This window comes from Paenibacillus sp. NEAU-GSW1 (assembly GCF_009737085.1).
In the GTDB taxonomy this organism is placed as follows: Bacteria; Bacillota; Bacilli; order Paenibacillales; family Paenibacillaceae; genus Pristimantibacillus.
In genome coordinates, this window is the sequence record NZ_WOVL01000041.1 from 16458 (window position 1) to 27774 (window position 11317).

An 11317-nucleotide genomic window follows, 5' to 3' on the forward strand; every position below is an offset into this window, starting at 1 on the left:
CTTAAATCTCTCCCTTCTCATATTTCGCCAGTTTGGCTTTAAGTTCATCGATTTCTTTGCGGAGCGCTTTCTTCTCCAAATCATCCATCATGCGGTCGAACTGAGCGTTTGATTGCTGCGGAATATCACTAGGCTGTTGAGCCGGATTTGTGCCCCATGGCGGTTTTGGCGGGTGCGGAGGGTTCCGATATGGTCCTCCTGTCGGCGCCTGGCCATAGCCGCTGCCATAATTGTTATTACCGTAGCCGTTGGTGCCATAGCCATTCCCGTAACCGCCGTAGCCGCCGCCATAGCCTGGTCCCGGACCGAAGCCGTTGTAATACGGCGGTTCCTTCGGAATGACAAGTCCGGCGATAATATATACAGGAATGATCATGCCGCTAGTAAAGATCGTCACTACGATAAGCAGTATCCGCAATAGCGTTGCATCGACATTGATCGTTTCTGCTAATCCGCCGCACAAGCCAAACAGCTTTTTGTCACGCGCTGAGCGGTACATTTTTTTCACGATGACCATCCTTCCTTATCAAGCTTGCGTTTCAGCAGCTCCATCTCGCGTTCAATGACCGATTGAATCGTAGTTCCCGCTTCCGAAGCGAATTCTCTGCCCATTCTGCGCAGATCGGAGAAGCTTTTCGCTTCCATTTCCATATCGCTAATGCGATCTTCGAGCCGGCGGAACATCGAGCCCGGGTTGCCTCCTTGCTCTCCATAACTCGCGTAACGGGAGTTAAGTTTTTGCTGCAAGCGCAGCGACTCCATTCTTGCCGCGTAATATTCACGTTTGTCATATACCGTTTGATATTCGCTGCGCATTTCACGAAGCTGTTCTTCGAGATCCAGCGTGCTTTGCCGGCTTTGCTCGTACAAATCGCGATATTGCAAAGCTCGTTCCTCACTGCTCGCTTTCTCCATCAATGCGATGCGCGCCAGTTGCTCTTCGCCGGCTTTAAGCGCTGTAATGGCTTGCTGCTCGCGTTTTTCCTTTTGCTGTTCCGCTTGCAGCCACTGCACTTTCAGATGATTGCTATGCCCAGCGTACTGCTGATAAAGCCGTTCCGCTTGAATGATATCCTCTCTAGTCGACCAGAGAAACTGATCAATCAGCTTAACCGGATCTTCAGCCTTTTCTAACCGTTCATTCAATGTTGCGACCGTAATGTCGCGAACGCGCCGTACAATGCTCATTCGTATTGACCTCCTCGCCGTTCTCTATTTTAATAACCGCGGTAATTTCTTTTTTTAATAAGGGATACGCCGTAGACGATAACCCCGATTGCTGCAAGCAGCATGATCAAACTGGAGAACTTGCCGATTACCATAATCGCGCCGATTGCTGCCAGTATGCCGCCGATCCATTTCTTATCGTTCTTCCAGCCGACCACCCCAAGTCCGATCAGAATGAATGGGAACAAGAATCCGAATATCGCTCCAAAGTGCACCCCGATAAAATTGAGAACCACAAGACCGCCGACGATCGCAAGCAGTACGCCTAACGCTTTTTTGCCATCCATGCTTTCCTCCACCACCTTTCGCTTTTTTCCGTCTATGTTTTTGGTTGTTGCATTGCTCTCTTGCTTATGTTCTTATTCTAGATCGTTTTCCGATTTTCTAAAACGGACTTGCGGCGGTTTATGCACTAGACCTTAGTCGGGGCGCATGCCCAGCCTATCGAAGTATCGCTATTTACAGCAAAAAGAGGCCATCCCCGTCGTCGCCCAGGGATGGCCTCTCTAATACTTAATTATTTTTTAGTAGCCAAGAATGCGTCAAACTGCTCTTGTTTCGCTTTAATGATTTTCTCAATGCCAGCTTTGATCAGTTTGTCTTTGTATTGCGGAAGCACTTTGTCTACGTCAACGGAACCTGTTTCCAGAGCCGTTTTAAATTGTTTGTCAACGTTTACGATCGCGCCGACTTCAGCTTTAACCGATTCGCCGTCGAATACAAAACCGATACCAGGGGAAACTTTGGAGTTTTTGTTGAACTCCGTGAATTTAGCCCATTTCTCCGGATCTTCCGTATCCCAAACATAGTTCAGGAATTGGCTGCCGAACATCCAAGCTGCGCCTGGCGTGTAGTTTTTCGTTTTGTCTGTCGATTTGATAATTTCATCGCTAACTTTCGTGTAATGCTCGCCTTCGATACCGAAGTTCAGCAAGTTATTCACGTATTTGTCCGTGTGGAGCAAGTTGATGAACATCATTGCGCGCTCCTTATCTCCCGAAGTGGAGGAGATTGCAAGCATGGAACCTGCTGCTTCCGAAGTTGCAGTCGTTTTTTCATTCATTTCCAGCTGTGCTAGCTTGCCGGTCAGGCCAGTTTGAATTTCAAGCTCGGCAGCTTTGCCCGGTTTCAGCGAAGCTGTCATTGCAAATACGTTGCCGGCTTTCAGTGCATCGTAGTTCATCGTTTTCGTTACAGCAGCATCCGTGTTGATATAGCCTTTTTTGTAGAAGTCGCGAGTAATTTTCAACGTTTCTATATAACGGGCATCGTCGTAAGGAGCTACAATCGTCGTGCTGTCTCCGTCTTTCAGGATTGTACCTGGAATCGATGTGTCGCCGAGCGGATCATAGTTGCCGAAGTAGTGGGAGTTGAACGTTTCGCCGTCTTTAAGATAGAGCGGAGTGACTCCTGGTTTTTTCTCTTTAACGGTTTTGAATACGGCGTCAAGGTCTGCAATCGTTTTAACAGCAGTCATATCGATGCCGAGCTCTTCAGCCCAATCTTTACGGTAAACGATACCGCCTTGCGCAGCGAATTCTTTGTTTGTTGGAACACCATAGTTTTTGCCATCGATTTTCGCGCCGTCCCAAATGGCTTGATCCATCGAACTCAAAACATCCTTGCCATGGGATTTCAGCAGTTCTCCGAGATCGAGGAACGCGCCTTTGTTTACGTTGATCGCATGTTTTTGCCATTGCGCAGTGAAGATAATGTCCACCTTCTCACGGGAAGCGATCATCAGGTTCAGTTTATCTTCCCACGGACCCCAATCGATTGGAGCAATATCAATAGTAGCATTGATTTTTTCCGTCAGGTATTTGTTCAATTCAGCTTCTATTTTTGCTTCGTCTTTCTGAGGAGCGCCAGTGTATACCAGTTTCAGCTTGTAAGGCTTCAAATTGGATGCAGCAGGTGCTTCAGATGCTTCTGTAGTCGGCTCTGCAGACGCCTCTGTTGTAGCAGCCGGAGAAGCTTGGCCATTGCCTTCTTCCTTGTTTTTGTTGCCATTGCCCGAACAAGCGCTGAGCACCAGCATCATTGCAACTGTGAGAAACAATGCGCTGTTTAATCTTTTCTTTTTAACACTTACCATTTCAAAATGACCTCCCACAATAATGTAGTATGATGCATCTATGCTAAATCGGACATTGCCCGATTACAGCCGAACATGTTGAAGCTGTTAACCTTTTACTGCGCCAACGGTGAGACCTTTGACGAAATATTTCTGGAAGAACGGATAAGCGAAGACGATTGGGCCAATTCCCATAATAGCCATTGCCATCCGAACCGTCTCATTCGGGAACGATACCTGCCCGCCTGCTGCCGCAATGGCTGAAGCCGCGTTGCTATTCGTCGACAGGTACTGAATGTTGAGCAGCATTTTGTACATCAGATACTGAATACTGATCGTCTTATCGTCTGCAATAAAGACAAGGCTGAGAAACCAGTCGTTCCAGTAGTTAACCACGCTGAACAGTGCTACCGTTGCAATAACCGGAAGTGACAGCGGCATCACAATTTGGAAGAAGATTCGGATCTCGCCGGCTCCGTCGATTTTTGCAGATTCAAGAACCGCCGTTGGAATCGTCGTCTGGAAGAACGTCCGGATAATGAGCACGAAGAATGCGGATACGAGCAGCGGCAAGATTAGCGCCCATATATTGTCCTTCAAATGCAGCATGTTGACGTAAACGAGGTACCAAGGTACAAGCCCGCCGTTAAACAGCATTGTAAAGAAGATGAAGAAGGTGAAAAACTTGCGATGCGGGAAGTCGGTCCGTGAAATCGGATAGGCGTAAAGCGCCATGAGTACAACGCTAATAACTGTACCTATTACCGTAACGAATACCGTTACACCGTAAGAAGTAACGATTTGCTTCCAGTCCTCCATCAGAAATTTATATGCGCTTAAATCGAATTGCTTCGGAAAAAAGCTGTAGCCGAGTGTTACAACATCCTGCTCATTTGACAACGAGACCATGAAAATCAATAACAGCGGTATAATACAGCACAACGAGTAGATGATAAAGAAAATATTAATCAAGCTATTCGCGGTAGGCGACACCGCATTAAACGGATTTGAGGTCGCTTTGCTAGCATTTGTACTCATAAAGTTTCAATCCTCCGTGCTTCTAGAATAAGGCGCTGTCTCTGTCAATCTTTCTTACTACCCAGTTCGACACAAATACGAGAAGGAAACCGACAACCGACTGGTACAAGCCTGCTGCAGATGATAAGCCGATATCGCCAAGAGCAATAAATGTGCGGTATACATACGTATCGATTACATTTGTAACAGGGAACAGCGATCCAGATTCCATCGGAACTTGAAAGAACAAACCGAAATCCGCATAGAAGATTTTCCCGATTTGCAACAGCGTCAGAACGATAATTGTAGGCATCAGCAACGGAATCGTAACGCTAATGATTTGTTTCCATTTGCCGGCTCCGTCGATCGTTGCCGCTTCATAATACTCGTCATCAATCCCGATAATAGCTGCTAGGTACAATACCGTGTAGTAACCGACGTTTTTCCATGTATTTACGAGCGGGAGCAGGTATGGCCAAATCTTCGTTTCGAAATACCATTGCACCGGTTCTAGTCCGAGCCATTTGAATACGGAAGTGTTTATAAAGCCGTGTGTATCATGCAAAAATCCGTATACGAGATAGCTTACAACGATCATCGACAAGAAGTAAGGCAGAAATACGATCGATTGATGGAATTTCGCAAGCACTTTGTTTTTCATTTCGTTCAGCATAATTGCGAAGGAAATCGGAACAATGAGGTTTAAGATAATAAAACCTACGTTGTATAGAACCGTATTCCGGGTAATGATCCATGCATCTGAGGTGCGGAAGAGATATTTGAAGTTATCCCATCCGATCCATGGACTTGCTATTAAGCCGTCTGCGTAATTGACGCTTTTAAATGCAATCAGCGTACCGAGCATCGGGATGTAGTTGTTGAAAATCAAGAACAGCAACCCCGGCAGCATCATCACGTAAAAGATCCAGTACTTCCTTACGTTACTAACGAATGTCATGTGTTTCCTCCTGTCTTCTCTCTCTCTTCGTAGTTTTATTGTAAAAAAAAAGATGCCGATGTTCTATCGGCACCGTGACTTTATTAACGCTAAAATGACTTCTTAAATAGCCTGCACTTTTTTGCGGTATTCCTGAGGCGTAAAGCCCGTTTCCTTCTTGAACAGCTTCGAAAAATGCGAGAAGTTCGAATAGCCTACCATCGATGCGATGTCGCTGATGCGAGTGTTCGTCTTCTCGAGCTCCGTCCGCGCCTTTGAAATTCGCAGCCGAACGAGATAATCGGTCAAAGAGTAGCCTGTTTCTCTGCGGAACAATCGGGACAAATATGCCGGATTCAGGAATACTTCATCGGCTGCTTGCTCGCGGCTAAACTCTTCGTCGATATGCTCCTCCATATAGCGGCGGATTCGTTCCACGACTTGAGAAACATCCTTCCCGTTCTTTTCCGTATATTCGACAAGTTGACTTACAATCTGATGGATCCAAGCGCGCATGCGTTGCAGCGATTTCATCGCTTGCTCGCCTTCTTCCCATTCCCGTCTTGCAAAAACATCCGTTTGCGCAATCGTTTTTTTCGTCATCCATTGAAAAAGCATATTCATGAAGCCGTAATAGAAAGCAGCCATGTATGTATATTCAACCTGGGCCTCCTGCATTTGATCGAAAGTTTCATCTATGCGAAGCGACAGCTCCGTCCGCTTGCCGGAATCGAGCAGCAGCGCCCAGTCGGCAAACGGCAGCTCATGCAGCAGCGCCGCACCCGATTTCCGTATAAAATCCCGCTCCATAATGACCGTGCATGAGGCGCTGACATTGTTTTTCTCCATCTCGAGCAGCAACTCGGCATTTGCGCGCAGTTGTTTAACTGGAACGGGTTGTCCAACATAACAGGACAGCCGGCAATGGAGCATCGCAGCGCACTGTTGAATAAAACTGCGGCATTTTTCTGCAACAAATTCCTCCTGCTCCTCGTTTGCGCCGTAAAACAACACAAACAATATCCCGTTCGCATCTTGCACTGCATGCCCCGGATGCGCGCCGCGAATAAGCTCATCTGCCGCATTTTTAACGCCATAGGTCATAATTTCTTCATCGCGCGCCGACCAATCCTCCCGCCATTGCTCAATACTGATCAATACGGCCCGAATATGGCTGTCTGCTTTCATTTCGATCCCATATGTGTTCATCGCGTCCTCTAACTGCGCAGGAGCGGTTGAAACCCGATAATGCAGCACATCCTGCCAGAATCGTTCGATTAGAGCCGGACGTTGCTTATTCCATTGTTCATAGTAGTGATTATAGGTCGTGCGAATTTCGACGATTTTTTCATTTTCGCGGACTTTATCGATCGCCCCCGACACACATTCCTTCAATTGCTTATGATCGACCGGCTTCAGCAAATATTCATAACAATCCAATTGAACCGCTTGCTGTGCATATTTGAAATCGGCATGGCCCGTTAAAAAAATCGTAACGCTGCCCGGTGAATATTCATTGACCCATTCCAGCAGTTGAATGCCGCTTTCATTCGGCATATCGATATCCGAAATGACAACATGAATCGTTTGCTGCTGCATAATTTCTTTCGCTTCCTCGGAATCGTAAGCCGTTACTATGGAATCAAAGGGCATATCGCTCCAATCAATTCCGTTAACGATGCCGCGAATCGCTATTTCTTCATCATCTACAATCAATAATGTATACATGGCTTATCTACCCCTCCTCCGGTAATTTTGGCAGCATAATCGTAACAACGGCTCCGCTCTGATCGCTGCGATTGCTAAAGCTGACCGACGCTTTGTCGTCATATGTCAAATTAAGCCGATGAATAACGTTCATAATGCCAAGCCTGCTTGATTCCGCTTCTTGCAGCGGAACGCCTGCCTTAAGGTCGCGAAGCACATCGTCGGCAAACCCAACGCCGTTGTCTTTAATGCGAATCAACAGCTGCGGACCTTCAGGTTCGACCTCAATTTCAATATGGAACACTTTCCTGCGATTTTTAAATCCGTGTATAATCGCATTTTCTACAAACGGCTGCACGGTGAGCGCCATAATCGGATAGTTGAGCAACGATTCTGATGCTTCATATGTAAACTCTAGCTTATCTGGAAATCTCATTTTCTGGATCGTAATATAATTGTCGATATGTGCCAGCTCTTCGCCAAGTGTAATGGTGTCCCGATTAGACCGCATAATAAAGCGGAAATAATCGGCCAGATGAAGCGACATTTTTTTTACCGACTCCGTGTCGTTGAGCGCAGCCAGATTGTAAATGATATTCAAGCTGTTCATATAAAAATGCGGGTTGATTTGTGCTTGAAGCTGCTTGAGCTCTCCCTGCTTAACGCGCAGCTGCTCCTCATAAACGTCGATTTTTAGCGTTTTAATTTGCTCGACCATTTTGTTAAATGTGTTGCCTAGGAATACGAACTCCTGAGAGGACTTGCTACGGTCCAGTCTGACGTCGAGCATGCCAAGCGATATTTTCTTCATTCCGAGAATAAGCTCCTGCAACGGCTTAAACAGCATATTGCGCATTAAAAATAAGTAAATGAACAAGAGCGCTAAAAATCCAATTGGCGCAAATAATGCGACATCCTGAAAAAAATCCAAGCTTCGAAGCAACGTTTTTTCTGGTATCGCGACACGATAGGCAATATTGACGATATCGCTTTTCCGGTCCATGACCAAATAATCCGCGCCGCTCTCCGGGCTTTTTATCGTATCGTACGGATTGGAGGAAATCGTCAACGTGTTCGAAATCGGCGACTTCGCTCCAGAGATCGGCTGCAGCAGACGATCTCCTTCCCGCATGTAGATTCCGCTGTATCCGATATCGCCGTCGCTCCATTGGATGCCAAGCTGCTTATTGATGTCATTCACTAGAATAGTCGCGCCTACGAACAATTCTTCGTTCACTTGGGTGAAGTTCACCAAAAAATAATTCCCCGGCACACGCTCGTCATAACAAACGACCCAATCAACCGAATCGTCTCGTTTCATGCTCTCCGGAGCAGTCAGCTCGTCCATTGTCTTTTTGATAATACTTTTGGTATCGCCGTAAATGCTCTTCGTTCCAAAAATAATATCATTCTTATGATATAAAAAAATGCTATCGAGTATCCCGTATACGCTTACGTCCCGATTCAGTTTAGAATCCAGACGCACTTTGGTCAGCATATAGGAATCATCATCCATAGGAAAAGACATCAGCAAGCCGACATCTGAGTCCAGCACTGACATTTGAAAAAAATATTCGTTCACATCGGCGAGACTGTCGTCCATCTTCCCTACAAATATATCCATCGTATTGCGATAGGACTCCGACACTTTCTCCCGTACAAGATCTCTTGTTATGGTATTGCTGATGAGCATAAATGCGACAATGGGAAGCATGACGCCCATAAATCCAATAATAAGCTTTGTTCTTATCGATTTGCCAAACCTCAACGAATTTTTTCCTCCCATACCAATCAGCTATTACACATTCTATCATTTAAAGCGCTTTCTAGAAACAACAAAAAACCCATAAAGCGGAAGTTTCTACGCACTTCAAGAGTCTTTTGCTTTATTTTTCGGCTTTATCGCATCCACAATTAGTAAAAATAAAGGAAGAAAAACCATAAAGATCGTAGCATAGATCGACCGGGGTTTCGGCGTATATTCGATGAAATTAACAATATTCTCATATACGACAACCTCAAGCACAACCATAATCATCCCTAAAGGCAGCGTTACAGGCCGGTAATCCTTAATTGCAACATTTGGGCTGTTCCCAGCACAATCGCGTAAAAGCATACCGCTATTTCGAAGAAGATTGTAATCAGCCAGATGACTGCCAACATCCCTCCACACGCTGCAAGAACTGGCCAACATTAGCGTATAGCTTTACCTTGCAACATCGCTTTTTTCACTGATCTGACCGATTCACATAGGGCGCCAGCATAAGAAATACAACAAACTCCTGTAAGCTAAAAAATAGAACCCTGCAAGATGAATCGGTCTAAAACCATGTTCCATTATGGGCTGAATCCGTTCCACGCTAACTTGCGGCAGCAAAAAAGCCACAAGAAACAGAAACATCAAGATGATGAATGGCATAAAAATTTAGACGCCCATCCTATCGTTTCGAGTCCTAAACGTACTGTTTAGTGTACATAATCATCATTACCTCTACATTTACCTACCAGTATGGTCAATCAAACGGCTTGATAAACAAAAAAAGCCTTTAAGATCAATGAATGATCTTAAAGGCTGTTCGTTGTTAAATCTGGTGCCGGTGAAGGGACTCGAACCCCCACGGTTTCCCTCACGATTTTGAGTCGCGCGCGTCTGCCATTCCGCCACACCGGCATGTTATAAAATTGTAAAGATGGCGTGCCCTAAGAGATTCGAACTCCTGACCTTTTGATTCGTAGTCAAACGCTCTATCCAGCTGAGCTAAGGGCACATAATGAAGCTTTTAAAAAATTTGTGGAGGCGCCACCCAGACTCGAACTGGGGGTAAAGCTTTTGCAGAGCTCTGCCTTACCACTTGGCTATGGCGCCACAATAATGGAGCGGAAGACGGGAATCGAACCCGCGACCCTCGCCTTGGCAAGGCGATGCTCTACCGCTGAGCCACTTCCGCATATAAATGGCTGGGGATCTAGGGATCGAACCTAGGAATGACGGAGTCAAAGTCCGTTGCCTTACCGCTTGGCTAATCCCCAACAGGTTTTGAAAAATGGGGCGATCGAAGGGAATCGAACCCTCGAATCTCGGAGCCACAATCCGATGCGTTAACCACTTCGCCACGACCGCCATAATTTTATTCAATTGGCAGGGGCAGCAGGAATTGAACCCACACCAAAGGTTTTGGAGACCTTTGTTCTACCTTTAAACTATGCCCCTAAAGGTTATGGTGGAGGGCGATGGATTCGAACCACCGAACTCAGAGAGAGCAGATTTACAGTCTGCCGTGTTTAGCCACTTCACTAGCCCTCCACACATGGTGCCGGCGATAGGAGTCGAACCCACGACCTACTGATTACAAGTCAGTTGCTCTACCAACTGAGCTACACCGGCATATTCATTTGTAAAAATGGTGGCTCGGGACGGAATCGAACCGCCGACACGAGGATTTTCAGTCCTCTGCTCTACCAACTGAGCTACCGAGCCTGATGTTGTTTAAAAATGGCGGAGCTGACGGGATTCGAACCCGCGGTCTCCTGCGTGACAGGCAGGCATGTTAGGCCTCTACACCACAGCTCCACATCGTTCTCGGATAAATCCGATGGTAAAGTTGGTTGCGGGGACAGGATTTGAACCTGTGACCTTCGGGTTATGAGCCCGACGAGCTACCGAGCTGCTCCACCCCGCGTCATCGTTAAGTCGATATGGTGGAGGCTGAGGGGATCGAACCCCCGACCCTCTGCTTGTAAGGCAGATGCTCTCCCAGCTGAGCTAAGCCTCCATATCATGTGAGCGACTTTTATAATATATCACATTCGTCTATGCTTTGCAACACTTTTTTTGAAGTTGTTTTTAAAGCAAATGGTGACCCGTAGGGGATTCGAACCCCTGTTACCTCCGTGAAAGGGAGGTGTCTTAACCCCTTGACCAACGGGCCATATATGGCAGAGAGGAAGGGATTCGAACCCTCGAGACCCGGTTAGAGCCTACACGATTTCCAATCGTGCTCCTTCGACCACTCGGACACCTCTCTATATGGCTCCCCGAACAGGACTCGAACCTGTGACAACTCGATTAACAGTCGAGTGCTCTACCAACTGAGCTATCAGGGAATAGTATCAAAGCTTTACGCCTTGAAAACTGGATGCGAAATGTTTGAACTCTTTAGCAAGTTCGGGGTCCCCGCAAAGGTATCGGAATTAACTCCGGAAGCGTTCGCTTCACTTTGTGGGGCTCCATTAGGATAAGCCCTCGACCGATTAGTACTGGTCAGCTCCACACATTGCTGTGCTTCCACCCCCAGCCTATCAACCTCGTCGTCTTCAAGGGGTCTTACGAATTGGGAAATCTCATCTTGAGGGGG

The 11317-nt window shown here is 46.6% G+C and carries 9 protein-coding genes, 16 tRNA genes and 1 rRNA gene; all 26 read right to left on the minus strand.

Annotated features, from left to right (window positions below; all coding sequences use genetic code 11):
• Position 1 precedes the first annotated feature (1 nt).
• Positions 2–517, minus strand: coding sequence for a PspC domain-containing protein (locus GOM71_RS22525; RefSeq protein ID WP_156285248.1), 516 nt, complete (start codon positions 515–517; stop codon positions 2–4).
• Entirely contained in the window at positions 505–1188 is a 684-nt protein-coding gene (locus tag GOM71_RS22530; RefSeq protein ID WP_156285250.1) for a PspA/IM30 family protein, read from the minus strand. The genes GOM71_RS22525 and GOM71_RS22530 overlap by 13 nt, the downstream gene beginning before the upstream one ends.
• A gap of 29 nt (positions 1189–1217) precedes the next feature.
• A complete protein-coding gene (locus tag GOM71_RS22535) occupies positions 1218–1514 on the minus strand; it encodes a LiaF transmembrane domain-containing protein (RefSeq protein WP_156285252.1) in 297 nt (98 codons plus the stop codon).
• A gap of 230 nt (positions 1515–1744) precedes the next feature.
• Complete coding sequence (locus tag GOM71_RS22540) at positions 1745–3322, minus strand: ABC transporter substrate-binding protein (protein ID WP_156285254.1); 1578 nt, start codon at positions 3320–3322, stop codon at positions 1745–1747.
• An 87-nt stretch (positions 3323–3409) separates the two neighbouring features.
• Positions 3410–4339, minus strand: a complete 930-nt coding sequence (locus GOM71_RS22545; RefSeq protein WP_156285256.1) for a carbohydrate ABC transporter permease — start codon at positions 4337–4339, stop codon at positions 3410–3412.
• A gap of 22 nt (positions 4340–4361) precedes the next feature.
• Positions 4362–5276: an ABC transporter permease gene (locus GOM71_RS22550; RefSeq protein WP_253944989.1), complete on the minus strand. Its 915-nt coding sequence runs from the start codon at positions 5274–5276 to the stop codon at positions 4362–4364.
• 102 nt (positions 5277–5378) lie between these two features.
• Positions 5379–6983, minus strand: a complete 1605-nt coding sequence (locus GOM71_RS22555) for a response regulator (RefSeq protein ID WP_156285258.1) — start codon at positions 6981–6983, stop codon at positions 5379–5381.
• Positions 6984–6990: 7 nt separating this feature from the next.
• Positions 6991–8730, minus strand: coding sequence for a sensor histidine kinase (locus GOM71_RS22560; RefSeq protein WP_156285260.1), 1740 nt, complete (start codon positions 8728–8730; stop codon positions 6991–6993).
• A 102-nt stretch (positions 8731–8832) separates the two neighbouring features.
• The gene (locus GOM71_RS24015; RefSeq protein ID WP_173275948.1) at positions 8833–9156 is read right to left on the minus strand and encodes a hypothetical protein; all 324 of its coding nucleotides are present in this window, start codon (positions 9154–9156) and stop codon (positions 8833–8835) included.
• Between the two features lie 395 nt (positions 9157–9551).
• Positions 9552–9633 (minus strand) — tRNA-Leu (locus GOM71_RS22565).
• 20 nt (positions 9634–9653) lie between these two features.
• A tRNA-Arg gene (locus GOM71_RS22570) sits at positions 9654–9730 on the minus strand.
• A gap of 24 nt (positions 9731–9754) precedes the next feature.
• Positions 9755–9828 (minus strand) — tRNA-Cys (locus GOM71_RS22575).
• Between the two features lie 7 nt (positions 9829–9835).
• Positions 9836–9910 (minus strand) — tRNA-Gly (locus GOM71_RS22580).
• A 7-nt stretch (positions 9911–9917) separates the two neighbouring features.
• Positions 9918–9992 (minus strand) — tRNA-Gln (locus GOM71_RS22585).
• Positions 9993–10007: 15 nt separating this feature from the next.
• A tRNA-His gene (locus GOM71_RS22590) sits at positions 10008–10083 on the minus strand.
• 16 nt (positions 10084–10099) lie between these two features.
• Positions 10100–10173: transfer RNA gene (locus GOM71_RS22595), tRNA-Trp, on the minus strand.
• An 8-nt stretch (positions 10174–10181) separates the two neighbouring features.
• Positions 10182–10266, minus strand: a tRNA-Tyr gene (locus GOM71_RS22600).
• Positions 10267–10271: 5 nt separating this feature from the next.
• Positions 10272–10347: transfer RNA gene (locus tag GOM71_RS22605), tRNA-Thr, on the minus strand.
• 17 nt (positions 10348–10364) lie between these two features.
• Positions 10365–10440, minus strand: a tRNA-Phe gene (locus tag GOM71_RS22610).
• 16 nt (positions 10441–10456) lie between these two features.
• Positions 10457–10533, minus strand: a tRNA-Asp gene (locus tag GOM71_RS22615).
• A 32-nt stretch (positions 10534–10565) separates the two neighbouring features.
• Positions 10566–10642 (minus strand) — tRNA-Met (locus GOM71_RS22620).
• 17 nt (positions 10643–10659) lie between these two features.
• Positions 10660–10735 (minus strand) — tRNA-Val (locus GOM71_RS22625).
• Positions 10736–10816: 81 nt separating this feature from the next.
• Positions 10817–10891, minus strand: a tRNA-Glu gene (locus GOM71_RS22630).
• A 5-nt stretch (positions 10892–10896) separates the two neighbouring features.
• Positions 10897–10987: transfer RNA gene (locus tag GOM71_RS22635), tRNA-Ser, on the minus strand.
• Between the two features lie 3 nt (positions 10988–10990).
• Positions 10991–11066: transfer RNA gene (locus GOM71_RS22640), tRNA-Asn, on the minus strand.
• 127 nt (positions 11067–11193) lie between these two features.
• Positions 11194–11317: ribosomal RNA gene (locus GOM71_RS22645) — 23S ribosomal RNA — on the minus strand; the annotation flags it as partial.

Bases quoted from the DNA above. Each gene is read 5' to 3' on its own strand.
- GOM71_RS22550 (WP_253944989.1), bottom strand. From the start codon at position 5,276: ATGACATTCGTTAGTAACGTAAGGAAGTACTGGATCTTTTACGTGATG.
- GOM71_RS22555 (WP_156285258.1), bottom strand. From the start codon at position 6,983: ATGTATACATTATTGATTGTAGATGATGAAGAAATAGCGATTCGCGGC.
- GOM71_RS22530 (WP_156285250.1), bottom strand. From the start codon at position 1,188: ATGAGCATTGTACGGCGCGTTCGCGACATTACGGTCGCAACATTGAAT.
- GOM71_RS22525 (WP_156285248.1), bottom strand. From the start codon at position 517: ATGGTCATCGTGAAAAAAATGTACCGCTCAGCGCGTGACAAAAAGCTG.
- GOM71_RS22545 (WP_156285256.1), bottom strand. From the start codon at position 4,339: ATGAGTACAAATGCTAGCAAAGCGACCTCAAATCCGTTTAATGCGGTG.
- GOM71_RS22540 (WP_156285254.1), bottom strand. From the start codon at position 3,322: ATGGTAAGTGTTAAAAAGAAAAGATTAAACAGCGCATTGTTTCTCACA.
- GOM71_RS22535 (WP_156285252.1), bottom strand. From the start codon at position 1,514: ATGGATGGCAAAAAAGCGTTAGGCGTACTGCTTGCGATCGTCGGCGGT.
- GOM71_RS24015 (WP_173275948.1), bottom strand. From the start codon at position 9,156: ATGTTGGCCAGTTCTTGCAGCGTGTGGAGGGATGTTGGCAGTCATCTG.